This window comes from Roseburia sp. AM23-20 (assembly GCF_003470905.1).
In the GTDB taxonomy this organism is placed as follows: domain Bacteria; phylum Bacillota; class Clostridia; order Lachnospirales; family Lachnospiraceae; genus Roseburia; species Roseburia rectibacter.
In genome coordinates, this window is sequence record NZ_QRHS01000004.1 from 128,236 (window position 1) to 153,385 (window position 25,150).

The 25,150-nt window shown below is 43.5% G+C and carries 21 protein-coding genes and 1 pseudogene; 2 read left to right on the forward strand and 20 right to left on the reverse strand.

The window, feature by feature from the left end; genetic code table 11:
• Positions 1–178: 178 nt before the first annotated feature.
• The 16 genes and pseudogenes from DW650_RS05550 to DW650_RS05625 all read right to left on the reverse strand — a co-directional run bounded on the left by DW650_RS05550 (position 179) and on the right by DW650_RS05625 (position 18,062).
• Positions 179–409, reverse strand: coding sequence for a hypothetical protein (locus DW650_RS05550; RefSeq protein ID WP_118209280.1), 231 nt, complete (start codon positions 407–409; stop codon positions 179–181).
• Positions 410–473: 64 nt separating this feature from the next.
• The gene (locus DW650_RS05555) at positions 474–3,773 is read right to left on the reverse strand and encodes a DEAD/DEAH box helicase (protein ID WP_118209281.1); all 3,300 of its coding nucleotides are present in this window, start codon (positions 3,771–3,773) and stop codon (positions 474–476) included.
• 93 nt (positions 3,774–3,866) lie between these two features.
• Positions 3,867–5,180, reverse strand: a complete 1,314-nt coding sequence (locus DW650_RS05560) for an ATP-binding protein (protein ID WP_118209282.1) — start codon at positions 5,178–5,180, stop codon at positions 3,867–3,869.
• On the reverse strand, positions 5,177–5,848 hold the full coding sequence (locus DW650_RS05565; protein ID WP_117920850.1) for a response regulator transcription factor: 672 nt from the start codon (positions 5,846–5,848) through the stop codon (positions 5,177–5,179). Before DW650_RS05565 ends, DW650_RS05560 begins: the two co-directional genes overlap by 4 nt.
• An 88-nt stretch (positions 5,849–5,936) precedes the next feature.
• Positions 5,937–7,697, reverse strand: a complete 1,761-nt coding sequence (locus tag DW650_RS05570) for a Na/Pi cotransporter family protein (RefSeq protein WP_117920851.1) — start codon at positions 7,695–7,697, stop codon at positions 5,937–5,939.
• Between the two features lie 178 nt (positions 7,698–7,875).
• Positions 7,876–8,532, reverse strand: a complete 657-nt coding sequence (gene phoU, locus DW650_RS05575; RefSeq protein ID WP_118209283.1) for a phosphate signaling complex protein PhoU — start codon at positions 8,530–8,532, stop codon at positions 7,876–7,878.
• Between the two features lie 92 nt (positions 8,533–8,624).
• Entirely contained in the window at positions 8,625–9,377 is a 753-nt protein-coding gene (pstB, locus tag DW650_RS05580; protein WP_118209284.1) for a phosphate ABC transporter ATP-binding protein PstB, read from the reverse strand.
• A 38-nt stretch (positions 9,378–9,415) separates the two neighbouring features.
• A complete protein-coding gene (pstA, locus tag DW650_RS05585) occupies positions 9,416–10,309 on the reverse strand; it encodes a phosphate ABC transporter permease PstA (RefSeq protein WP_117920854.1) in 894 nt (297 codons plus the stop codon).
• Positions 10,310–10,324: 15 nt separating this feature from the next.
• Positions 10,325–11,179: a phosphate ABC transporter permease subunit PstC gene (pstC, locus tag DW650_RS05590; RefSeq protein WP_118209285.1), complete on the reverse strand. Its 855-nt coding sequence runs from the start codon at positions 11,177–11,179 to the stop codon at positions 10,325–10,327.
• A gap of 134 nt (positions 11,180–11,313) precedes the next feature.
• Positions 11,314–12,327: a substrate-binding domain-containing protein gene (locus DW650_RS05595; protein ID WP_118209286.1), complete on the reverse strand. Its 1,014-nt coding sequence runs from the start codon at positions 12,325–12,327 to the stop codon at positions 11,314–11,316.
• 159 nt (positions 12,328–12,486) lie between these two features.
• Positions 12,487–13,182, reverse strand: a complete 696-nt coding sequence (locus tag DW650_RS05600) for a GTP pyrophosphokinase (protein WP_199654204.1) — start codon at positions 13,180–13,182, stop codon at positions 12,487–12,489.
• A pseudogene (locus DW650_RS20595) lies at positions 13,163–14,061 on the reverse strand (MFS transporter). The gene DW650_RS05600 and the pseudogene DW650_RS20595 overlap by 20 nt, the downstream one beginning before the upstream one ends.
• Before the next feature lie 5 nt (positions 14,062–14,066).
• Positions 14,067–15,044 carry an alpha/beta fold hydrolase gene (locus tag DW650_RS05610; RefSeq protein WP_243102861.1) on the reverse strand — a complete coding sequence of 326 codons (978 nt, stop codon included), beginning with the start codon at positions 15,042–15,044 and terminating at the stop codon, positions 14,067–14,069.
• Complete coding sequence (locus DW650_RS05615; protein WP_118209287.1) at positions 15,041–15,868, reverse strand: glycerophosphodiester phosphodiesterase; 828 nt, start codon at positions 15,866–15,868, stop codon at positions 15,041–15,043. Before DW650_RS05615 ends, DW650_RS05610 begins: the two co-directional genes overlap by 4 nt.
• A 192-nt stretch (positions 15,869–16,060) precedes the next feature.
• Complete coding sequence (locus DW650_RS05620; RefSeq protein WP_243102862.1) at positions 16,061–16,927, reverse strand: DMT family transporter; 867 nt, start codon at positions 16,925–16,927, stop codon at positions 16,061–16,063.
• Positions 16,928–16,934: 7 nt separating this feature from the next.
• A complete protein-coding gene (locus tag DW650_RS05625; protein ID WP_118209289.1) occupies positions 16,935–18,062 on the reverse strand; it encodes an SLC13 family permease in 1,128 nt (375 codons plus the stop codon).
• Positions 18,063–18,279: 217 nt separating this feature from the next.
• Here DW650_RS05625 and DW650_RS05630 point away from each other — a divergent pair, with 217 nt between their 5' ends.
• Together DW650_RS05630 and DW650_RS05635 are read left to right on the forward strand one after the other, a co-directional pair.
• Complete coding sequence (locus DW650_RS05630; protein ID WP_243102863.1) at positions 18,280–19,401, forward strand: 2-oxoacid:acceptor oxidoreductase family protein; 1,122 nt, start codon at positions 18,280–18,282, stop codon at positions 19,399–19,401.
• A complete protein-coding gene (locus tag DW650_RS05635) occupies positions 19,401–21,782 on the forward strand; it encodes a transketolase C-terminal domain-containing protein (RefSeq protein WP_118209291.1) in 2,382 nt (793 codons plus the stop codon). Before DW650_RS05630 ends, DW650_RS05635 begins: the two co-directional genes overlap by 1 nt.
• Before the next feature lie 3 nt (positions 21,783–21,785).
• Here DW650_RS05635 and DW650_RS05640 read toward each other — a convergent pair whose 3' ends face one another.
• The 4 genes from DW650_RS05640 to bioB all read right to left on the reverse strand — a co-directional run bounded on the left by DW650_RS05640 (position 21,786) and on the right by bioB (position 25,146).
• Positions 21,786–22,001 (reverse strand): hypothetical protein, encoded by a 216-nt coding sequence (locus DW650_RS05640; protein WP_117920861.1) that lies wholly within the window; start codon positions 21,999–22,001, stop codon positions 21,786–21,788.
• A gap of 121 nt (positions 22,002–22,122) precedes the next feature.
• A complete protein-coding gene (bioA, locus tag DW650_RS05645; RefSeq protein WP_118209292.1) occupies positions 22,123–23,313 on the reverse strand; it encodes an adenosylmethionine--8-amino-7-oxononanoate transaminase in 1,191 nt (396 codons plus the stop codon).
• Between the two features lie 71 nt (positions 23,314–23,384).
• Positions 23,385–24,068, reverse strand: coding sequence for a dethiobiotin synthase (bioD, locus tag DW650_RS05650; protein WP_118209305.1), 684 nt, complete (start codon positions 24,066–24,068; stop codon positions 23,385–23,387).
• Positions 24,069–24,150: 82 nt separating this feature from the next.
• Positions 24,151–25,146, reverse strand: a complete 996-nt coding sequence (gene bioB / locus DW650_RS05655; RefSeq protein WP_118209293.1) for a biotin synthase BioB — start codon at positions 25,144–25,146, stop codon at positions 24,151–24,153.
• Positions 25,147–25,150: the final 4 nt, after the last annotated feature.

Consider the following 25,150-nt stretch of genomic DNA (forward strand, 5'->3'; position numbering starts at 1 on the left):
CTGAAATACCGAGGGAGGTGCGTGGTATCGCAAGAAAGAGTGCTCCAATCAATGTAATTGTCCATTATCCAAAAGCTGAAGAAACGGTAAGATTTACCTTCATAAGTGATTGTCACGCCATCCTGGGACGTAACGATTGACTCTAAACGGTTATCTTTCTTCTGATCCAGCACCCTGCTTAAATATCTGCCGCGACCACAACCAGTGCCACGATCGCCGCTCTCGTATATGTAAACCAGCACAAAATCCATGCGTCCACAAGGAAAATACTTCTCCGGTAACAGGTATAAAAATCCGGTATCATGCTGTAATCTGAATTCCAGTTATACTGGCTAAATCCGGTATCATACTCCGCTAAATACACCACAAATGGCAAAACACACAATACCAGGATCACCGGCAGCAGCAAATCATTAAAATGTCCTGCCGTTTTTCTCTTTTCCCTTACTGCTTTTTTTACTGGTTATCTCCTATCAGCCAAGCAACTCAAGAATTTCTTCCTTGGTGAAACTTGCAGAATCCATTCCTTCGCCCTCAAGTACCTGCTCGGCAAGTTTCTTTTTGCGCTCCTGGATATCGATGATCTTCTCCTCGATGGTTCCCTCCGCCACAAGTTTGTATACTGTCACGACGTGCTTCTGTCCGATACGGTGTGCACGGTCTGTCGCCTGGTTCTGTACCGCAACATTCCACCATGGATCATAGTGGATCACGATGTCCGCAGAGGTAAGGTTTAATCCGGTTCCACCTGCTTTTAAGCTGATACAGAATACCGGAACATCATCATTATTAAAACTATCTACCATCTGCATACGTTTTTCTTTATTGACAGAACCGGTCAGAAGATAATAATCAATACCTTCCTTTTTCAGACGCTCTGTCAGACGATCTAACATGGATGTAAACTGTGAGAACAAAAGGATCTTGTGTCCTGCTCCGACTGCATTTACGATCAGTTCCATACACATATCCGTCTTTGCAGATTCTCCCTGATAATCTTCCAGCAAAAGAGCCGGATCACAGCAGAGCTGACGCAGTTTTGTAAGTTCGGAAAGGATCTGCATCTTTCCTTTCTGAAATTCTTTGTCGTTCTGCTGACTTAACATCTGTTTCATTCTGGTCGCGTAAGCATCATATAACTGCATCTGCTCGCCATCTAACCTTGCAAATACATTTTCTTCGATCTTCTCCGGAAGGTCTTTTAATACATCTCCCTTCAGACGTCTTAAAATAAACGGACGGATCATGCGCTGTAAGCGTTCCATCTTGTTTGCATCCTGATTTACCGCGATCGGAAGTTCAATTTCCTCCCGGAATTTCTGATAAGTATATAAAAATCCCGGCATCAGATAATCAAAAATACTCCACAGCTCGCTGAGCCTGTTTTCAATCGGTGTTCCGGTCAATGCAAGTTTGAATGCTGCAGTGATCTTTTTCACACCTTTTGCCGCCTGGGTGGACGGATTCTTGATATACTGGGCTTCATCAATGACCTGGATCGCAAATACAAATTTCTGGTACACTTCTGCATCTCGCTTTAACAGATCATACGAGGTAATAAGGATCTCGCCCTCTTTACTGTGTCTTATGATCGATGCACGCTCCGGTACACTGCCGGCTACTATGACAGTCTGCAACTGCGGGGCAAACCGCGAGATCTCCTTCTGCCAGTTATAAACCAAAGATGCCGGACACACGATCAGCGAACGCCGCAGCTCCTTTTCCCCGGACTGCATCTCTTCCTGTTCTGCTGTCAGGAGACTGATGACCTGAAGCGTCTTTCCAAGTCCCATATCATCCGCTAAAATACCGCCAAATCCATTTTCACGGAGTGTCTTTAACCACAGGAAACCATTCTTCTGGTAACTTCTCATGATCGAATTTAACGTTTCCGGCACTTCATAGTCACTGTCCTCGATCGTTTTCATATTGCGGACCATGCCCTTGAACTCTTTATTTTTCTCGATCGATAGAAGCTGATTGTTCTTTAATGCCGCATCAAGATACATTGCGCGGTATTTTGGAACAATTACAGTGCCTTTTTTCAGGTTTGTTTCTGTCAGGCGCAGATCCTCGCTGACTTCCGCTAACGTACTCAGTCCATCTTCTTCAATATTTAGAAAATCACCGTTTTTCAGACGGATATACTTCTTTTTCCGGTCATATTTTGAAAGCAGATATGCAAGTTCTTCCCGTGACATTTCATCGGAATGAATTTTTAATTCCAGAAGATCGCTCTTTAACGAAATGCCCACAGAAACAGCCGGTGAAGATACAACCTTTAAATTACGGAAATTCTCCGTCGTATATATGGTCATAAATTCGCCCAGTCTTCTGAGACCGCCTGAAACAAGCTGGTAAAGCATTTCCTCATTATGTGACAGCACAAACACGGTCTGTGCCATGGCGTATTCATTAAAATACGGTTCTACAAGATTTTTGATGCGGAGTTCCTCTGCAAGGTCACGCACTTCCCCCGGTGCGATCTTCTCAAGGACATTATATTTATCATCCCCGTAAACAGCCATCAGTTTCGCGCCTACCGTATTCATATCCTGTCTGTCTAAGTAAAGTTCAAACTCCGGCTTTGGCGGCACATAAAGGCTCTCATCAAATCCGGCCTCTTTCTCCACCTTAAAATATTTCTTGAGCAATGGAAGAAGATCACGGCAGAACATGGCAAGCTCATCTGCAGCAATATAGGCCTGTCCCCCGGTCTGACGGTGCATAAATTCAAAAAACTCCCCGACTGTCTCCTTCATTCCTGCAGGACTGCGGTAGATCATATCCGCATCATAAAAATAAAAATATTTTTCACCTATGATCACAGAATCATCTTCCAGCAGCAGAAAGATTCCGGAACCACCCTGACGGATGACCAGTTTCGGCTTTTTCTCTTCCGGTGAAAACGTATAGGTATCCTCCGGTAAAAATCCTACCTCCGCCTCAAACGGCATGTCACCAACTGCCTCAAAAAAGCGGTCGATTCCCACACCATCTAACTCCATTGTGCGCTCATAGCTGCCTGTATACGCATAATACGCATGGAACTGGCTCTGACGCCTTTTGTCCATTTCCTGCTGTTCCATAAATGTGATAATGCGTTTTGCAGATTCCGTAAATGCATCTAAATGATGATAAAATTCCAGTTTTTTTCCATAACGGACTTTTTCGTTAATTTTGATCGAATGTAAAAATGCAGAAATATTTTTGAGAACATATTTCTGTTCCATTCCGATCTTAAATTCTACTGTCGCGTAACTGTATTCCATTTTAAAGTATGGCTCTAACTCCACCTTACCGTAAATATTTTCCGGTAGAAGATAAGTAGAACCTGCACGCATGGAATAACGGTTTAACAGATTTTTTAATGAAGTATCCGTTTTTAACTCTTTTTCCGTGTGGATGTCCTTCTGCTCTGTCTTCTCGCTTACTCCAAGTTTTGCATTTAAGATATCTTTCGCCTGTCTGCGGTTCACATAGGCGAGTGCAATGGCAACGCAGTGTTTGCAGATGCCCTCATAGTTACAGAATGCCTCACAGTTGCAGCGGCTCTCTGAAACTTCCGCATATTCTTCATCTATCACAAGCCGGACATCATAATGATCCTCGACTTGTCCTTTTACTTTTCCAGTTAATTCTGCCTTTGGAACGCCATCCTCCGTGTATACATCATAGGAAAATTCCTGTACAAGTCCCTGCTCATACAATTCCTTTCCCCGGCGGTATGCTGCCGGATATGCTTCCTGTTTAATGTCTGATATGGAAAACATGTCTGCTTTGCTCCTCAATCGTATATTTCTTGCATCTTTTTATTGTAGCATAAATTTGAGGATTCGGTTAGATTTTTTTACTAAAAACTGCTTTTAAAACACAACTTTGATCTCTGTTCCCACACCGACTTCACTCGTCATTGAAATCTGTGCATCATGCTGGGCAACAATGTGTTTTACGATGGCAAGTCCAAGACCTGTACCGCCGGTAGATTTTGACCGACTCTTGTCGACACGGTAGAAACGCTCAAAGACACGCTCCTGCTGTTCCTTTGGGATTCCGATACCGGTATCTTTTACGATCAGTACCGGTCTTGTATTTTCGATGGCAGTCACGATCGTGACACTGCCGCCTTTTTTGTTGTAGCGCACCGCATTACTGCAAAGGTTAAACAACAGTTCCTCAAGCAGTGTCTTATTCCCGCTCATCGGAACAGACGTCCCCTCTAATTGCAATGTCACCTCATTTTTCTCTGCCTGCATCTGCATGGAGCTGACGCACTGCTCTCCAAGCTCATGCAGATCAACCGTCTCAAATTCAAGTTTTAAATCACTGTCATCTAATTCTGACAACTTAATAATATCATTGATCAGCGACTGCAGCCGCTCCGCGCTCTTATGGATCTCATTTGCAAAATGCACGGTATCCTCACCGCCTGTCATTCCGCTTGCGATCAGTTCTGCATATCCGGAGATAGCCGTCAGCGGCGTTTTTAATTCATGTGAGACATTGGCCGTAAACTCCTGCCGCATCTGCGCATGGTTTAAGATATCCATATGCTGCTTTTTAATCATGGAAATAAATGGCTGCATTTCCTCATAAACTTCTGTCTCATCCACGAGAACAATATTGTCTGCCATCTTCTCGATCGGTGCCATCAGTCTCCGCGTCAGGCGGTATGAATAAAATACACACATCAGAAATACCATCAGTCCAACCGCCAAGATCAGCCCCGACATCGTAGACACCAGATGATAAATGCTTCCGCTCTCTTTTGCCACACGCACAACACTTCCATCTTCTTTTCTGAGTGCATAATAAAAAGTATGCTTCGACGAAGTGGATGAGACACGGATTGATTTTCCCTCACCATTTTTCATTGCTTCTGCGATCTCCGGACGTTCTTTATGATTTTCCATGGAAGATACATCTTCCATGCTGTCATATTCCACATCACCATTTTCATCCACACATGTAATGCGCAGTCCATCGGTTTCCAAAGAATAAGTGATATCTTTCGATAACTGATCCGGACTTATCACTGAAACAACATGTGCATTTGCCTTTAGATCATCAAATATCTGTTCTTCTAAAATCTGATAAAACAGAAACATAGAACAAACGGCAGTCACCACAATGGCGATTGCCGCAATCAACATAAACCCGATATTGATCTTTTTCTTCATTCTATCATGTACCCCACATTCCGCACGGTCTTGATACAGCTTCCCGCTGCACCAAGTTTCTGCCGCAGTGTTTTGATATGCATATCAACGGTACGGCTCTCACCCTCATACTCGAAACCCCATACCTGATCCATGATCTTATCTCTTGATAAAACGATTCCCTGATTGAGCATCAGGTACTTCAGTAATTCAAACTCTTTAAACGTCAGTTCACACGTCTGCCCTGCAACGGTAACAGCATGTTTATCCATATCCATAAGAATATCTTCATGAATCAGCTGTGAATCTTCATGCACGCGGCTTGTTCTTCTAAGCATTGCCTTCACACGGGAGATCAGCTCCATCACACCAAACGGTTTTGTGATATAATCATCCGCTCCAAGATCAAGTCCTTTTACTTTATCAAGTTCACTTGTCTTTGCCGTTACCATGATGACCGGAACCTCTGCAGTTGCCTTATCTGCCCTTATCTTTGTTAAAATATCCAGTCCGTCCTCCCCCGGAAGCATGATATCTAAAAGGATCAGTGACGGAATATTTTTTTCCAGACGCTTAAAAAATGGTGCACTGCCCTCAAATTCTTCCACTTCATAGCCACTGTTTTTGAGTGCATACCGCTCAATTTCACGAATATTAATATCGTCTTCCACTATATAGATTGTTGCCATATTTTCCCTCAATCTCCATTTTCAAGCGTCTTTTTTGTACACCAACTGTGTTCCATGCAAATATTCGATTGCTAAAAATCCTTCACCCTTAAATCTGATACATCTTCTCGAACTCGTTTAACTGTTTTGTAAACTCTGCACTCTCCTCAGCATCCATCTGCTCGGTAAAACTGTGTTCCTCTAACTGGGTATCCTCTAACTGCATCATATATACCGCGATATTCGAACAATGGTCTGCAACACGCTCATAGTTCATTGCAAGATCTGACAATACAAGACCAAGCTCAATGGTACATTTCCCTTTTCTAAGACGCTTCATATGGTTTTTCTTTACTTTCTTGTTTAACTCATCAATAACTTCTTCTAACGGTTCTACCGTACGTGCCAGTGCTTCATCCCCCTCCACGAACGCATTTGTGGTACGCTCTAAGATATCGCGGAGTGCCGCACTGTATACCAGCATTTCTTCTTTTGCTTTCTTAGAAAATACGGCTCCCTCTTTTACCATCTGCTGTGCATTTTCCACTACGTTGATGGAATGGTCGGAAATACGCTCAAAATCTGTCAGACAGTGAAGCAGAGATGTCACCTTCAGACTGTCTTTGTAAGATAAATTCTGGCTGCTTAACTTTGTTAAGTATGCGCTGAGTTTATCATCATAGGTATCTACGATATTTTCTTTTGCAATAACATCCCCGACCTTTTCTTCGGAGTATTCATCGAGTACGGTCATAGCCTCTAAAAATCCTTCATGTGTGATCTTCGCCATCTGGTTTGCCAGAGAGTGACACTGCTCAATTGCAAATGCAGGACTGCTTAAGAAGCGGTCGTCTAAGATCACAAATACATCCTCTTTCTGATTCTGTTCCTCTGCAGTTTTCGGGATCGTTAAGTATGCCAGTTTCTCCAATCCCTTTGTAAATGGAAGTAAAACCAGGGTTGCGAACACATTAAATATGGTGTGGATCATTGCGATTCCCGCTGCTCCAACGACTTCATTGGTAAATTCAAATCCGATCAGCGCATTGCCTGTATAAAACAATACCAGAAACAGGATCGTACCGATCACATTAAAATAAAGATGCACGAATGCCGTTCTCTTTGCACCTCTGTTTGCGCCGACTGCTGAGATCATCGCCGTCACACAGGTACCGATATTCTGTCCCATAATGATCGGGATCACAGAACCATAGGTAAATGCTCCTGTTACAGACAGTGCCTGTAAAATTCCGACCGATGCAGAGGAACTCTGGATGATCGCAGTAAGTACAGCTCCTGCTAATACACCAAGGAACGGATTATGGAACATCGTTAAGATATTCGTAAATTCCGGCACGTCTGCAAGCGGTTCTACCGCCCCGCTCATGCTCTCCATACCGTACATCAATACTGCAAATCCAAGTAAGATCTCGCCGATATCTTTTTTCTTGTCGCTCTTTTTCGACATACAAAGTATGATACCGATCATTGCAAGGATCGGTGAGAAGGAGGATGGTTTTAACATCTGGATAAAAAAGTTATCCCCCTGCAGTCCACTTAAGCTCAAAAGCCATGACGTTACCGTTGTTCCGATATTTGCACCCATAATGATGCCGACTGCCTGTGACAGCTTCATAATACCGGAATTTACAAAACCAACCACCATAACCGTCGTCGCCGATGACGACTGGATCACTGCCGTTACACCTGCACCAAGCAACACTGCCTTGATCGGGTTTGATGTCAGAGTCTCTAAGATCTTCTCTAATTTACCTCCTGACATCTTCTCCAGTCCGGCACCCATTACATTCATTCCGTACAGGAACAGTGCCAATCCGCCAATGAGGGTCAGTACTCCAAAAATATCCATCTCAATCTCCTTTTGTATGCCGCTTTTCTTATTCTTTACGTTTTTTTGACATATAATTTATTTATACAGCATTTTTCGTCATTTTGCAATTAGCATAAAAAGGAGTATGTAAATTCGCCGTCAACTTTATGTAAAATCTATGTAAAATCTTTAAGAAACCATTTATTTTTGTCTATTTTTAATTTTCATGCTGCCCGGTAATAGAATAAATTACCCACTCTGCAATATTGGTCGCATGGTCTCCGATACGCTCAAAATATTTTGCAACCATCAGCATATCTGTTGCCTGTTCACCATTTTTTACATTTTCATTGATCTTTTTAATGAGCTGCTGTCTGAACTGGTTAAACAGATCATCCACCACATCATCTTCTTTGATGACCCAGTGTGCTAAATCCATGTCTTTCTGCACGAATGCATCCACACTCTTGATCACCATATTTGTTGTCTCTTTTGCCATCGCCTTGATAAGGTCAAGATTGATCGGATCACCGGTTTCATAGGATGCATCTGCCATTAAGATCGTCATCTCCGAAATATCGGATGCATGATCTCCGATACGCTCCATATCTGTGATCATTTTAAGTGCTGCAGAGATCAGGCGCAGATCTTTTGCTACCGGCTGCTGCTGCAGTAATAATTTCATACAAAGACTTTCAATATCCCGCTCCTGATGATCGATCTCCTCATCAAAGCTGATCGCTTTTTCCGCTTTTTCCACATCCTGTTTCACAAGTGCAGAACATGCCATCTCGATTGCCTGCTCGATCAGGCCTCCCATTTCTATTAATTCGTCATTCAATGTCTGAAGCTGTCTGTCAAACCTGTTTCTCATGATTTTCCACTTCCTTCTTTCTTTTCACTGTAATATGTTAATGTGCATTTTCTTACGCTTTTTGTATGTTATAAGCAATGAAACCTGAGGTATCATCCAAAACGTCCGGTAATGTAATCCTCTGTTCTCTTATCCTGCGGAACTGAGAATAACCGCTCTGTATCACCGGCTTCAATGACTTCTCCTAAAAGGAAAAATACCGTCTTATCCGATACACGGACTGCCTGCTGCATGTTATGCGTTACCATAATGATCGTATACTGTTTTTTCAGTTCAATGACAAGATCCTCGATCTTTGATGTTGAAATAGGATCAAGCGCAGAAGTCGGCTCATCCATTAAGATAACTTCCGGATTGACTGCAAGTGCCCTTGCAATACAGAGTCTCTGCTGCTGTCCACCGGACATACCAAGTGCACTTTTTTTCAGTCTGTCTTTGACTTCATCCCAGATTGCTGCATCCCGCAGGGATTTTTCCACAATCTCGTCTAATTTTGCCTTGGAACGGATACCGTGTGTTCTCGGCCCATAGGCAATATTGTCATAAATACTCATTGGAAACGGATTTGGTTTCTGGAATACCATCCCGACACGCCTTCTTAAAAGATTGACGTCCATGCCATTGTAAATATCTTCTCCATCCAAAAGAACGCTTCCGGTGATCTTACATCCTTCCACTAAATCATTCATTCTGTTTAAACTTTTTAAAAAGGTGGATTTTCCGCAGCCGCTCGGTCCGATAAAAGCGGTAATTTCATTCGAGCCGATCGACATATTGATATCTTTTAATGCATGAAAATCACCATAATATAAATCAAGGTTTGAAATTTTAAATTTTTCTGACATGTTTTCTCCTCTATTTTTGCCTGCAAATCTTTTTCACATCACTGCTTCGGTGCTTCAAACTTCTTTGCGATCAGGGAAGATACCCCGTTGATGATCAGTACCACGACAAGAAGTACAACTGCTGTCGCATATGCCTCATTTGTATGCATACCCTCACGAGACAGCGAATACATGTGAATTGCCAGGGTACGTCCGGAATCGAAAAATCCCGCAAGATTTGCAACTGTGCCTGATGTATAAATAAGTGCCGCCGTCTCTCCTACGATTCGTCCGATTGCTAAGATGATGCCGGATAAAATACCCGGAATTGCACTTGGTAGTACGATCTTAAATATGGTACGCAGTTTTCCTGCGCCGAGTCCGAAACTTCCTTCGCGAAATGAATCAGGGACACACAAAAGGGCTTCCTCCGTCGTTCTCATGATGACTGGGAGTACCATGATCGCGAGTGTTGCAGCACCTGCCATCATCGAATACCCCCACTTTAATGCAGTCACAAAAAACAGCATACCAAACAGTCCATAAATGATAGACGGAATACCGGACAGCGTCTCTGCCGTAACACGAATGATCCCAACCAGCTTATTTCCTTTTTTTGCATATTCTACAAGGTAGATCGCTGCACCTACGCCAAACGGCACGGATAACAAAAGTGCCAGCACTGTCATAAACAGTGTATTGATCATTGCCGGAAGCATTGACACGTTATCTGAGTTATATGTCCATGCAAACAGCGATGGTTTTAAGTACGGGATACCGCGGATTAAAATATACCCCACCAGAAACACTAAAACGCCTACGGTCAGCACTGCTGCTATCAGCACTAAAAGCAGCAATATGAATGAACCCGGATGTTTCATATATGATTTGATCTTGTCTTTCAAAGACTGCTGATTGATCGCAGCAATCTCAGATTCCATATGTTTTTCCATCTGATTCCGCCCTTTCTAATTATCCTTTGTACGTCTCTTTAAAATAGAGAAAGAGACATTGATGATGAGGATAAACACAAACAGTACCACACCGGTTGCGATCAATGCTTCCCGGTGAAGATCCGTTGCGTATCCCATTTCCATTACAATATTTGCCGTTAAGGTACGGACTCCTTTAAAAATACTCGATGGCACTCTTGCCTGGTTTCCTGCAACCATCATAACCGCCATTGTCTCACCAATCGCACGTCCGACACCGAGCACGACCGCTGCCATAATACCGGATTTTGCTGCTGGAACGATTACAGTAAAAACACTTCTCTCATGTGTTGCACCAAGTGCAAGTGCTCCTTCATAATAGCTGTTTTCCACGGCACGGATCGCTGATTCCGATACGCCTATAATCGTCGGCAGTATCATAATTCCAAGCAGGATCGACGCTGTTAAGATACTGTTTCCATTTCCTTTAAAATGCTCTCTGATAAATGGAACTAACACAACCAGACCGAAAAATCCGTATACGATCGAAGGAATACCTGCTAAAAGATCCACGATCGGTTTTAATATCCGGTACAGTTTTTCCGGACAGAAACGTGCCATAAAGATCGACATCAGAATTCCGATCGGAACACCGATCAGGAGAGCTCCTCCGGTTACATAAATACTTCCTAAGATCATCGGAAAGATTCCGAATATGTTATTCGTCGGTTTCCATACTTTTCCCGACAAGAACTGCCATACGCCGATTTTCTGCATTGCCGGAAAACCGTTTACAAACAGAAACACACAGATTAAGGCTACTGCGATAATGGATATGACTGCCGTAAAAAGGAAAACACCTTCCATTACTTTTTCTTTAATATGATTCATTGTTATCTCCAAACTGATAAAAGCTGTGTACATTATTTATGCAAAGACCGGCAGAGTAACTGTCTCTCCCGGTCTTTGCTTAAAGTTTTATAATGAGGAATTCTATAAAGTTAAGTGGTTTATGTTTATCCGTATTACTCTGTTACGCCATCCCAGGATGTGATCTCGCCTGTATAGATGCCTTTTACAGTATCTTTGGAAAGATCTGAAGTCGGGTTGTCATTGTTTACGATCACTGCAATACCATCCATAGCGATCACGGTTGCTGTTAAGCCACCCTCTGTCTCAGAATCTTTTAATTCACGGGAAGCCATACCAATATCACAGGTTCCATCCATAGCTGCTGTCATACCTGTGGTAGAATCACTCTCCTGAATCTCGATCTCTGCACCGCTGTTGACTGCAGCATATGCCTCTTTTAATTTTTCCATAACAGGTGTTACGGAAGAAGATCCTGCTACAACGATTTTTCCACTTGCACCGTTTGACTCAAATGCTGCCGCACCGTCATCTACCGGGATGTATTTGTTATCAAAAATAACTGCCTGTCCGTCTGCACTCATGATGAAGTTGATAAAATCCTGTGCTACATCACTTGGTGTTCCTTTTGTTGCAATATTAAATGGTCTTGCGATCGTATAATCTCCACTCTTGATATTATCTACGGTAGCTTCTGCTCCATCGATGGAAACTGCTTTTACACTGTCATTTAAAGAACCAAGTGATACATATCCGATAGAGTACTCATCACCTGCAACAGTTGTTAACATAACATCCGTACTGTTTGTAATGATCGCTTCATCTGTTGTATTATCGATTTTCTCACCGGCATCGTTTTTCTCTTCTACACCGAACAGCTCGATGAAAGCGCCTCTTGTACCGGAACCATCCTCACGGGATACAACGTTGATGTACTCACTGTTGTCAAAATCTCCGGATTCTGCTGCCGCACTTGCTGCTGTCGTATCTGGTGTGACATCTGCTGACTGATCTGTGGAATTATCTGCAGCGCCTGATGCGTCTGTGCTTGCATCTGTATTTGTATCTGCTCCTGCATTTGCACTTGCATTTCCACTGTTACCACAACCTGCGATCATACTGGCTGCCATCATACCTGTTAATAACATACACATTACTTTCTTTTTCATTTTTTAATCCTCTCTTTTTTCAATTTGCAGGTTGTCTGCTTTCCTGCTGTTTTCTTTTCATTTCCTTTTGACAGTTTTTACTTTAAAGCACTTATGTAAAATACATGAGAGAGGTTTAGTAAAATGTATGTAAAATAATGGTAAATGTTTCGCTTACTTTTACATCTTCTCGATCTGTCTGCGCAGTTCTAACATCTGGTTATCTACTTTTGCGATCACATCAGAATAATTTTTTGTTGCCTGCTCCACATTTTCAATCTGTCCTGCATTTTTCTTGTAGCACATCTGGTTATCCAGTTCTGCCCAGTAGTCCATGGCAAACGAACGGATCTGTATCTCCACCCGCACCTCTGTTGTTTTTTCCAGATAAGTAACAGGAACACCCACGATCAGATGGATGCTCTGATAACCGCTTTTTTTGGGATTTTTTACATAATCCTTCTCTTTGAGCAGTTTAATGTCCTTCTGTTTCTTTATATAATCCGCCACGCGGTAAATATCATCACAGAAAAAACAGACGACACGGATTCCGGCAATATCGTTTAAAGTATCTACCGCTGCCTGAAACGTTACCTCTCTTCCCTTCCGCATCAGTTTTTTTACAATACTGTCTGTCTGCTTGATCCGTCCCGTCATAGTACGAATAACCTGACGGTCAAATTGCTCTGTCAGGTCCGCATTGATCATTTTTAATTTTGCCTGCACCACATCCATCGCATATGTATAAGAAATCCGTACCATAGGTGCTTCAATCTGTTCTTTTAATTGTTTTTCCATGAGCAAGGTATCTGCTCCCGCTAAATTCTCTTTTATTCCTATGCGTTTTTTCTGTTTTTTAGAATCTTTCTTCGGCAAAATCCATATCTCCTATTTCGTAATCATCTTCGTCTTCATAATAATCATTTTGATCTTCTGCTTCGAACTCATCCCGTACATTTTTCTGTGCAAAATCCTTTTCTTTGTGCTGCATCGCATTTGCCTGAAGCTTAAAAACGACAAACCCGATCACAAACATTGCTGCGATCACGATAACACCGGCTTTTGAAGTATGAAAAATCTGCGTGGAGATTCCCATGAGCATCGTTCCCATAAAAGATGCTCCCTTTCCAAAAATATCAAAAATTCCAAAATATTCACTGGATTTTTCTTTCGGTATGATCCTCGCATAATAAGAACGCGATAATGCCTGGATCGCTCCCTGAAATACACCAACAAATGTTGCCATCATCCAGAATTTCCACGCCGCATCAAGCCAGAGCGCATAAACGGCACACAGCTTCCGATATATCCCCATGCATATCCCTGCGAGGATACATCATCCATGCGCTCATCTGTCGTCACATCCACGAGCATGGAATCATAAAAGATGAGACTGCCGGAAAATCCGACTTTGGTGATCACAAATACCACCAGAAATAACATGGCACTCTTCGGAAGTGCAAGTGCGGCACATCCAATAACTCCTACCATCATAAAAAGTGTAAATAATGGTTTCTTCCGGTTCTTTCCATCTGCAACCGTTCCGAGCACCGGTCCTAAAATTGCCACGATCAAAGTGGAAATTGAGATCGCATAGCTTAAATATGCCGTAGAGTCAGCAGCAGATATGCCGTTCTGTGTTGCCATATTTTTAAAATAGATCGGTATGATCGTGGACACTAAAAGTGCAAAGGCAGAGTTTCCGACATCATACATTACCCAGTATTTTTCAAGTTTATTCAATTTCTGTTTCATTTTCACTAACCTCGATTCTTCATGATAAAATCAAAAATTTCATGATAATATCTGCATCTTGTTTTATAATCTGCATTAAAAATTTCATGTTTGGATGCCGGCATACAGACCAATGAAGCTGTATCCACATGATTTGCAAAAACTGCGATCGCACGATTATCTACCATATGATCATTTCCTGCTATAAAGATCAAAACAGGAATCTTAATGCGCTCTAAGTTCTTTTTTTGCATCAGTACCTCTGTTGCCTTCATCGATGCCAGAAGCCATCCATATGTACCTCCATTCGTCTGGTACCTGGAATTTTCCAGTCTTTGACCAAAAATATAGTAATAGCGTTCTCTTGAAATGCAGCTGCTATGCTCAAAATCCGGTCTGCCGGAAAATCCGCTCTGTCCTGCAGCATAACGATCACCTCTTTTTGTTTTCACATAAAAAGCTGCCGTCATTTTTGCTGCCCACCACGGATATTTTCCAGTCTGCATCCGAAACATCGGTGAGGAAAGGATTGCTCGTTCAAATACTTTCGGATGTTCCTCAACATACCGCGCTGCGATCGCACCGCCCATAGAATGTGCAAAAAGAATCCTGTGCTGCTCCATCCGGTAATTCATTTTCTTCATAAAGCAGTCTAAGTCTTTTACATAATCTTCAAAATTGCGGATATATACTTTCTGTGCATCCGGGACTTCACGTTCTGAATAACCATGCCCACGATGTTCTAAGATATAAACAGAACAGCCCTGCTGTAAGAAATAATAAATAACCTCGTTATATTTTTCCGCAAACTCGCTGAATCCGTGTGAGATCACAATACAGGTGTCCGCCTCTGCATTAAAATACTGCTGATAAAAAATGACTGCCCCGTCATAACTGTGAAAGCAGCCATATTTCCGATATTGCTTTAAATATGGTTCCACCAGATTTTTTTGCCAGTTCCGGTATCCTTCGTCTGCAAAATACAGACTGCCTGCCGCATTCATAACGCCGCCATTTCTTTATGCTTCAACAATTTCACCAGCTCCGGTGTCAATTTCCCATCACTGTACTCTTCCGCAATTTTTTTGCCGCGGTCCGGGTAATTTGTGATCATTGCATCGGCACGTGCCGCACAGACAAGCCGCATATATTTTTCCTCATTTACAGTCCATACATGGACTTTCTTTTTCTGCCTCCTGCACTCCTCCATGAATCCTTCATACTGAATATTATAAAGTGCCGGATGCAGTGCATCTGCGCCTACCACATAAGATGCATAACTGACTGGATTGACAATCCCGTCTTCATAAAGCATTCCGGTCTTCGCCTGTGGATTGATCTCCTTGATTTTTTGTATGGAATAATGATTAAATGAAGAAAAAATCACACGTTCCATCAGTCCCATACGCTCTGTGAGGTCTAACACCCGCTCCTCAATCTCCGGATAAAATACAACACCTGTCTTGATTTCCACATTAATTGTCAGATCTGTTGGCTTTATCAACGCATATACTTCCTCTAATATGGGAATCTGTGCATGCTCATATTCCGGATGCGTGCGGTTGAAATTATGCTTTATCAACTTCGCATAAGTAAAATCTTTTACCCAGCCGCTTCCATCGCTCACACGGTCAATCGTTTCATCGTGGATGACAACAAGTTCTCCGTCTTTTGTAAGCTGCACATCCAGCTCGATCCCGTCTGCGCCAAGCTCCACCGCTTTCTCAAAAGCTGCCATTGTATTTTCCGGTGCGTATCCGCTCGCACCACGGTGTCCCCACACGAGTGTTCTTTCCATCTCTGCTCCATTCCTGCCGGTTTCTTCCATCTGCGCACTAAAATCCGCCCGTCCGGCATTGATTCTTTTATTTCTCTCATCTTTACCCTATATCCTAAGCGGATATTGTAAAATGAGTGTGGGGGGTTATGTAAAAAATGGGTAAAAAAATACAGAACCACATTTCTGTGATTCTGTAACATGCCTTTATTTCTTCCTGTGATTCCTTTTTCCCTGATGATTCTAATCCTTATGCGCAGCCTCATAAACGTTATAGCATGCAGCAGCCCCGATCACGAGCGCAGCCCCGATAAACGCCGTGCGTCCGATCGTCTCTCCGCAAAAGATCGCAACAAGAATCGGGTTCAAGATCGGCTCTAATGTAGAAGTTAAGGATGCCGTAACCGGTGAAACACAATCTAAGCCCCTCGATAAAAAGATGTAGGATAATCCAAACTGGATCACACCGAGAAGGATAATGCAGATCCATGCCTTCGCAGAATGATCGGTCTCCCCTAAAAACGACGGCAAACCGATACATAAACTCATAACATGGGATGCTAAAAGTGACGACTCAAAATCAGAGCCAGGGAAACCTTTCATCATCATAACCAATGCATAGGTAAATCCTGAAAATACAGCAAGCAGATTTCCTGCCATTCCGCCGGCACTTAAGGAATCTAAAAAGAAACACAATATCCCTGCGAACACGACCGCGCACGCGATCACTGCCGCCTTTTTCGGTTTCTTCTTATATAATATCCACATCAGCAGGATCACAAAGATCGGCTCTGTAAATTGGAGCACGATCGCATTTGCCGCCGTTGTCATCTTTGTCGCAGAGACAAATGTCAGTGCCATAACTGTATTGCAGACAGCACCAAACAGTACCGTCTTATTCCATACAAATTTTCGTTTTGTGATCACCATATAAGAGGCGATCAGCATAAATGAAAAAATACTGCGGATTCCCTGGATCGTAATGGAACTCCACGGAATTGATTTTATCAGAACACCTCCAGTACTGAAACATACTGCAGAGAGCAGCACATAGATGGTTCCCTTCATACTTTCTTTATCTAATTGTTTTTCCCGCATTTTAATCCTCATTTCTGCTTCACCTCATTACCAGTGCGGGCAGCACAAGCACAGCAAGGAATATGATATTTGCCAGATGAAACCACAACAGATAATACCCCTTGGTTCGGTTATAATTATGTGCATAGATCTTATAGGAGATCAGACTCGCCATGGAAGCGATCAGTGTACCAAGCCCTCCTAAATTCACGCCCAGTAAAAGCTGCTTTAAATCACTTGAAAATCCAGATAACAACAATGCCGCCGGGACATTACTGATCACCTGGCTTGCCACAAGTCCAACGAAAAGCTCCCTTCCATTTACCAATGTCTGCAATGTTTTCTGAAACACCGGCAGCCGTCCGATATTTCCGGTAAAAATAAAGAAAGCGATAAAGGTAAAGATCAGACAATAGTCCACCTGTGCAAGCACCTTTCTATCTGCCAGAAATACCGCTAAAACCACTGCCGCAAGCAAAATATAATATGGCAGGATTCTTGCCACAACAAGAAGTGCCATCACAAACAAAACCACATACATGACTGTCAGCTTTTTGTTCATTTCCTTTTTCTCTTCCGAAAAATGACATTCGGTCAGTCTGATCTTCCTTTTTCTCGCACTTAAAACAAAAATAGTCAGTGCAAGCAGTACACCGGAAATAACGGTATATGGAAGCATAAATACGATAAATTCCCCGACATTCATTTCGGAGAGATTATAAAGATACAGATTCTGTGGATTTCCGATCGGCGTCAGCATACTGCCAAGATTTGCTGCTATCGTCTGAAGTACGATGACCGGAACCATAAGACGCTCCTGACCGCATTTTTGCAAAGTCAGAAGTGCAAACGGAACAAACGTCAGAAGCGCAACATCATTTGTAATGACCATACTGGAAAAAAAACACAAAAAAACAAGCACAAATGCCAGTTGGGCTGTATTTTTCGTATGCGCTAAAAGCCTCCGCCCGATTTCATCAAAAATCCCGTTATTCTGTACCCCCGCCATAATGATCATCAGTGAAAGCAATATTCCCAGTACACGAAAATCAATATAATTCACATACTGCTGATCCGGATGCACAAAAAAAGCGGATATTACCGCTAAAATTGCTGCAGCGGCCAGCACTGTTTCTTTTTTTACAAATGCTATGATTTTTTCTTTCATATATAACACCACCCATAAAACTTACCTGTCTATTCTAATCACTTTCCCCCCGAATGTAAAGATACCAGGTCAACTAACATGTGTACACATTTTCAAAAAAAGCCGTACATAATTTCCTGCATTCCGTGCACACTATAAGCATCATTGATATTTTACCTAATGACTGCTGTGCATGCAAATTTACATGTCACAAAACCGGACAAAAATGGAGGATCTTATGTACCCAGCTGTAACACTCCCTGTCACAAATGAATACGGTTATTTTGAAATACGGTTAGAGAGTATCGGCGGTCTCGGCGCAAATCTCTGTGGAAAAATGCTCGGCGAACTCGGTGCCTTATACCTTTCCTTAAACTCCTTGAGTTTTTCCAGCTACGGTTCCGAAAAACGCGGTTCGCCGGTAAAATCCTATATCCGCTGGAGTCCTGCTTCCACCCCGCTTCGCATCAACAGTCCTGTCTTAAGACCGCATGTACTTGGCATTTTCCACGAAGGACTGATCGGTACTTATCCGGTATTAGACGGAATTTCCGCCGACACAAAAATTGTTCTAAATACACCTTTGTCATGCGATGAAGCGGCAGAAAAATACAATATTTCCATTGGAACACTATATTGTCTGGACGCACTCTCTATCGCCATGAAATCCAGATCCCGCATCAACATGGTCATGCTCGGGGCAATCGCCAGAGCCTGTCCCTTTATCCCGATGGAATCTGTCGAATCACTCTGCAAAAATACGGTTGGGAAAAAATATCCGGCTCTGATCGAAGCAAACCTGCTTGGTTTAAAAATGGGGTATGAAAAAACTTCCGAACAAAAACTTTCCCATAGATCCAAACACGCCTCTGACATGGTCTTAGACTCCCCCGCCTCCTCTGCTCTCGCAAAAGAGACCTATGTCTGGGGATATAAAAATGCTCCGATCGGCGGGATCAATACGCGTCCCGGAAGCACCGTATCAAACGATCTCTCCCCGTCCCGTGAAGGTTATATTCCTCTCTTTCTGCAGGAACGTTGTATCAACTGCGGACTGTGTGACTCCACCTGCCCGGATATGGTATTTCAGTTTGCTCCTGGCACTTATAAAGGAAAAAATTCCATGGTAAACAAGGGGCTTGATTACCGGCACTGCAAAGGATGTCTGCGCTGTGTCGATGTCTGTCCGACACATGCCCTCGTAAAGGCGCTTGAAAAAGATTACCCGGAAAAACCATATTCTATGCCGGATCAGGATCTGCTGCCTGCAGGCATCCAGTATCAGAAGACAGGTGCAAACTCCTGGATCACCAGTGATTCTTATCTTGATGAAAAACGTATTGACGGAGGTATCGTATAATGTCGGATCAGCAGCAATCAACAACACAGGCTTTTCTAATTTCAGATCAACAGCCACAACAAAAATCGCAGACTTTCGTAAAGAAAACTGCTGCGCAGTGCGAACTCTATGAAAGTGGAAATGAACTTGCCGCCTACGCTGCAAAACAGATCAATTATCATATTATGGGTTATTATCCGATCACGCCCTCCACACAGATTGCGGAAAATCTTGACCTGTCCGGCGCAAGAGGAGAACACGATATCCGCCTGATCGCCGCTGAAGGAGAACACAGTGCCGCAGGTATCTGTTATGGTGCCTCTGCCGGCGGCGGGCGTGTATTTAATGCCACAAGCGCCAACGGTCTGCTCTACGCCTTAGAGCAGTTTCCGGTGCAGTCCGGGACACGTATGCCAATGGTCATGAACGTAGCCTGCCGTACTGTGTCTGGTCCTCTATGCATCAAAGGTGACCACAGCGACATCATGTATCTGCTCAATACCGGATGGATCATTTTATTTGCAGATGACCCGCAGATGGTCTATGACTTCAACCTGATTGCCTTAAAACTTGCCGAAAAAGTAAATTTGCCGGTTGCCGTTGCCTTTGACGGTTTCTTTACTAGCCATCAGAAACAGAAATGTATGGTTTTTTCTGATAATGAAACTGTACAGAATTTTATCGGTAAAAAACTTTCCTGCGACAATCCGGATATTTCTTCTTTTGCAGGAAATGACTCAACCGGTGAAAATCATTTTTTCAGTGTACTTGACCTGAATCATCCGATCTCTGTCGGCTCTTATATGAATGAACCGGATATCATCAACAATAAATACCAGCTTTCCCTTGCCATGGAAGAAACAAGAAAAAAACTCCCGGTACTGTTTGATGAGTTTGCCTCCCTCTCCGGCAGAATGTATACTTTTTGCCGCGGATACAGGTATGAAGATGCAGATATTATCCTTTTTCTGCTTGGCTCTTCTTTTCACACTGCAACCGTTGCCGCCGATACACTGCGTAAAGAAGGCATCCGCGCCGGCGTTATTACCTTAAATGTACTCCGCCCATTTCCAGCGGATGAACTGCGTAAACTCTGTATGCATGCGCAGACGATCGTTGCCGCAGACCGCCAGGACAGCTACGGAGCCGGCGGCGGAAATATGTCCTTAGAGCTGCGCGCCGCACTGCAGGATACCACGGACTCTGCGCATCCGATCCGCGTATTGACACGTATTTACGGTCTTGGCGGTAAGGACTTTTTTGTAGAAGATGCGGTTTCACTGTTTCGTGAAGGACTTTCTTCTGACGCCAAATCTTTTGATTATTACGGTATTACACCGGGCAAGACAGGAAATCCACAGCCACAATATTTTGCGCCGCTCACAAAAGAACGCCAGTCTCCGGGTGTCACAGCCTGCACTTTTGATCCCGAAACCGGAAAAATGATCGTAAAAGGCGGACTCATCAAAGATGCCACCGCCATGCCAAAACGTATCGCCCCCGGAATCGGAACCTGCCCCGGATGCGGCATCCCGGTAAACTTAAACCTTCTGTTAAAAGGCATCGAGGGAAATGTGGTCTTTCTCTTCCAGACCGGATGCGGCATGGTGACAACCACTGCATATCCTAAAACAGCTTTCCGCATTCCGTATATCCACAACCTGTTTCAAAATGGAGCTGCAACTCTAAGCGGACTGGTGGAAGTGTTTGAAGAACGGCAAAAACGCGGCGAATACCCTAAAGGTGAAATCACCTTTATCATGGCAAGCGGTGACGGCGGCATGGATATCGGCATGGGTTCCGCGCTTGGGACTGCGCTGCGCGGTCATCATCTGCTCATATTTGAATATGACAACGGCGGATATATGAATACCGGCTACCAGCTCTCCTACTCTACCCCGATGGGTGCAAAAAGTTCCACCTCCCATCTCGGAAAAACACAATTTGGAAAAACTTTTTTTCACAAAGACATGCCGGAGATCATGGCTGCAACCCACCTGCCCTATGTGGCAACCGTTGCAGAGTCGAACCCGAATGATTTTATCAAAAAAGCTGCAAAAGCCGCTGCCTACGCAAGGGAATCTGGCACTGCCTATGTAAAAGCGCTTTCCGCCTGCCCACTAAACTGGAATGACCGCCCCGACACAGAACGAAAAGTTATTGCTGCCGCCGTAGACTGCTGTTATTTTCCGCTCTATGAAATTGAACGCGGCATCACATCACTGAGCTATGACCCACAGAAAGCGCATAAAAAAATCCCCGTCACGGAATGGTTTTCCATGATGGGGCGTACAAAACATCTCGCCACCGAAGAATATAAACCAGTTGCAGACCAGATCCAGGCAGAGGTCGACAGGCGCTATGAACGTCTATTGGCGCGTGCCGGACATCCACTGCTGTAGCTTTTATGTCAAAGATTTAACCACCGACACGATTCCTGCGATCAAAAGCAGTATCAGTGCAATATAAACCAGTCCTGAGAAAAATAACCCGATCAGAAACAATGGGAAGATAATGATCGTAAGTAAAACTTTTAAAATCCCCCAGGATGCTTTAAATGCAAATATGATCATTTTACCAAACACAGCAAACATCAAAATAATAAACAGCGCTGTTAACATAGTCCTCTCTCCTTTTTCATACAGAATTTTTGCCTTAAATCACTGTAATTGTGATATGTCTGCAATAACAGTTTTGTTAATCCTATGTTAACAGTTGTCTGTCTAATGTCAAGTCCCTGCTTTAACCTCTGCGAAACCATTCTTTCATCACATCAAAAATCTGCACAAGTTCGTCTTCCTCTATAATATAGGGAACCATGGAATACATATATTTTAAGAACGGACGGCAAAAAACGCCTCTCTCGTATGCAAACTGCTGGAATCCTTCCAGTGTCGCACTATCATATACTTCCACACAGGTACAGCCACCCATCACACGCACTTCTTTGATTCTTTGATCGGTAAATCCGTCCATCTCACGATGTGAGATTTCTTCAATGTGTTTGATTTTTCCCATATAATTTTCCCGCTCAAAGATCTCAATTCCTTTCAGAGCTACGGCACAGGCAAGCGCATTTCCCATAAAAGTCGGTCCATGCATCAGCGCATGGCGGTCATTATCACTGTAAAATGCATCAAATACCTTATGGTTTGCCACTGTTACCGCATGTCCGATATAACCTCCGGTCAATGCTTTTCCAAGCACTAAAATATCCGGCAGCACCAGATCTGCAACAAAACGGTTGCCGGTTCTTCCAAATCCCGTTGCAACTTCGTCAAAGATCAAAAGCACGTCATACTGATCACACAATTCCCGTGCGCGTTTCAGAAAAGAAATATCATACATACGCATCCCGCCAGCTCCCTGCAGCAACGGTTCCACGATAAAGCAGTTTAACCTGTCATGATATTTTTCAAATGCCTCCTCTAATGCCGGTATTTCTGTCGGAATGTGAACCACTCCTGTTTTTTCCTCAAACGCAAAATGATAATCCTCATCATCCCCTACTTCCATTGCCTTAAATGTATCCCCATGGTACGCATGCTCTAATGCCAGTACAAGCGGACGTTTTCTGCCCTGATTTGTGTTGTACTGCAATGCCATTTTTAAGGAAACTTCCACTGCAACACTTCCGGAATCCGAGAAAAAACAATAGTCTAAATCTCCCGGTAAATATTCCTGCAATTTATCCGAAAGCTTCTGCACCGGTTCATGTGTCAGTCCGCCAAGCATCACATGGCAGAAATGATCTGCCTGCTCCTTGATGGCAGCGGTCAGTTCTGGATGCTTATATCCATGGATCATGCACCACCAGGACGATACTGAATCGATCAGTTTCTGATCTTTTGTGTAAAGATAAACACCTTTTGCATCTAAAATTTTATACGGTTCCCGCATTGTTTTCATCTGTTCATATGGATACCAGATCATATTTTTTCCTCTTTTCTATCATTTCCTGCTGTTTTCAGATACATATTCCGTAAATAACCAAACCAGGTATCTTATTCATATAATGCCGCAAGTGTTTCCACATCCATCTTAAGCTCCGTGTCACCGTCCTGCACCTTCGCAAGCGCAGATAGTCCTGTCATGTATTCGCACATATAAATATTGTCGTCCTCCATCACATCACCCGGATGATAATGGTTAAATATGATTCCTTTTAACGGCAAATGATGCGCCTTCATATATTCTGCCGTCAGAACCACACTGTTGATCGTACCAAGTCCTGCATCTGCGATCAGAATACTGTTAAGTCCAAGCTCTGACACCACATCTTCCAGCTGGATCTTCGCTTCATCGAAGCAGATCGGGCATAAAATACCTCCGCTTCCCTCCACCGTCACATAATCATACGTATCACATACAGCTTTATATCCATTTTTCACCACATCCATCTGCACCGGATGCCCCTCGATCCTTGAAGCAAGATGCGGTGAATATGCATGTTCATATACATAAGGGCACATTTCCTCAAGCGGCTGCGCAATCCCCGACATTTTCTGCACAAAAAGAGCATCCCCCGGTATCAGAGAGCCATCCTCCCGACGGTCATTTCCACTCATTGCCGCTTTATAGTAGGCAGCAGATTTCCCGGCTTCTGCCAGTTTTTTTACGATCAGTCCTGTCACATATGTTTTTCCGATATCCGTACCTGTTCCTGTGATAAATAAAGCCTTGCTCATATCCATCCTCTTTTCTGTGCATTTTACTTCCTCATTCCTGCACAACTTTTTGTAACGCTTTCCCAATATATACTGCGCATTTCTATGCTTCCTTTTTTTTCTCTTTCCAGTATTCCGGTGTGACATCGCGGCCTAAATCCTCAAGCAGCCGTCTGTCACTGCGGATTGTTGCACATGCCACCGTCGTCAGCATGTTTCCGGTAATGGATGCGGAAGCTCCTGACTGGAATGCGATCTCCCCATCGTTTGTCAAAAGTGCTCTTCCCGCTGCAAGACGGATATTGGCATCCGGGTTGATATAACGGAAAAATGCGATTGTGCGCAGGATATCAGCTTCTGACAATCTTGGCAGATTTTCTAATGGTGTTCCCGGAATCGGCATCAGCGCATTAATCGGGATGGAGTCAATTCCAAGTTCTGCGAGGCTGATCGCCATATCCAGCCTGTCCTCCCACGTCTCTCCCATGCCGATGATTCCACCGGAGCAGGCGCACATGCCCTCTGCTTTTACTTTTTTTAAAGTTTCGATCTTCATATCGTAAGTATGTGTCGTGCAGATATTCGGGAAATTACGTCTTGACGTCTCAATATTGTGATGATAACTGGTGACACCCGCTTCATGCAGTCTGTGCAGCTGCTCTGCAGAAAGGAACCCCATAGATGCACACAGATCGATCTTACATTCTTTTTTCATCGTCTCATATGCATGGATCGCCTTGTCAAATTCCTCTCCCGTCAGTGCTCTTCCCGCCGTAACGATGGAAAAACGGTCAACACCTTCCCTCTCGTTCATTTTACAAGCCGCCAAAATCTCTTCCTCCGGAAGGAAATCATATTCTTCACAGTTTGTATGATGGTGTGCCGACTGTGCACAATATTTACAGTCCTCCGGGCATCTTCCGCTGCGCCCGTTGATGATCGAGCACAGGTCTACCTTATCCCCGAGCCTTACTTCTCTGATCCTGTCTGCTCCCTCACAAAGCTCCTCTAAATCACAGGTCAGAAAAAATGACAGATCATCTTCCCTTGTGATTCTTCTTCCGTTAATAATTTCTTCTGCTAATGTAAGTGCATTCATTTCC

Bases quoted from the DNA above. Each gene is read 5' to 3' on its own strand.
- DW650_RS05610 (WP_243102861.1), bottom strand. From the start codon at position 15,044: ATGAATGCGGCAGGCAGTCTGTATTTTGCAGACGAAGGATACCGGAAC.
- pstB (WP_118209284.1), bottom strand. From the start codon at position 9,377: ATGTCAGAAAAATTTAAAATTTCAAACCTTGATTTATATTATGGTGAT.
- pstA (WP_117920854.1), bottom strand. From the start codon at position 10,309: ATGGAAAAACATATGGAATCTGAGATTGCTGCGATCAATCAGCAGTCT.
- bioA (WP_118209292.1), bottom strand. From the start codon at position 23,313: ATGATCTGGTATCCATATGAACAGATGAAAACAATGCGGGAACCGTAT.
- DW650_RS05635 (WP_118209291.1), top strand. From the start codon at position 19,401: ATGTCGGATCAGCAGCAATCAACAACACAGGCTTTTCTAATTTCAGAT.
- DW650_RS05620 (WP_243102862.1), bottom strand. From the start codon at position 16,927: ATGAGGATTAAAATGCGGGAAAAACAATTAGATAAAGAAAGTATGAAG.
- pstC (WP_118209285.1), bottom strand. From the start codon at position 11,179: ATGAATCATATTAAAGAAAAAGTAATGGAAGGTGTTTTCCTTTTTACG.
- DW650_RS05625 (WP_118209289.1), bottom strand. From the start codon at position 18,062: ATGAAAGAAAAAATCATAGCATTTGTAAAAAAAGAAACAGTGCTGGCC.
- DW650_RS05560 (WP_118209282.1), bottom strand. From the start codon at position 5,180: ATGAAGAAAAAGATCAATATCGGGTTTATGTTGATTGCGGCAATCGCC.
- DW650_RS05595 (WP_118209286.1), bottom strand. From the start codon at position 12,327: ATGAAAAAGAAAGTAATGTGTATGTTATTAACAGGTATGATGGCAGCC.
- DW650_RS05615 (WP_118209287.1), bottom strand. From the start codon at position 15,868: ATGGAAGAAACCGGCAGGAATGGAGCAGAGATGGAAAGAACACTCGTG.
- bioD (WP_118209305.1), bottom strand. From the start codon at position 24,068: ATGAGCAAGGCTTTATTTATCACAGGAACAGGTACGGATATCGGAAAA.
- phoU (WP_118209283.1), bottom strand. From the start codon at position 8,532: ATGAGAAACAGGTTTGACAGACAGCTTCAGACATTGAATGACGAATTA.
- bioB (WP_118209293.1), bottom strand. From the start codon at position 25,146: ATGAATGCACTTACATTAGCAGAAGAAATTATTAACGGAAGAAGAATC.
- DW650_RS05640 (WP_117920861.1), bottom strand. From the start codon at position 22,001: ATGTTAACAGCGCTGTTTATTATTTTGATGTTTGCTGTGTTTGGTAAA.
- DW650_RS05565 (WP_117920850.1), bottom strand. From the start codon at position 5,848: ATGGCAACAATCTATATAGTGGAAGACGATATTAATATTCGTGAAATT.
- DW650_RS05630 (WP_243102863.1), top strand. From the start codon at position 18,280: ATGTACCCAGCTGTAACACTCCCTGTCACAAATGAATACGGTTATTTT.
- DW650_RS05570 (WP_117920851.1), bottom strand. From the start codon at position 7,697: ATGGATATTTTTGGAGTACTGACCCTCATTGGCGGATTGGCACTGTTC.
- DW650_RS05555 (WP_118209281.1), bottom strand. From the start codon at position 3,773: ATGTTTTCCATATCAGACATTAAACAGGAAGCATATCCGGCAGCATAC.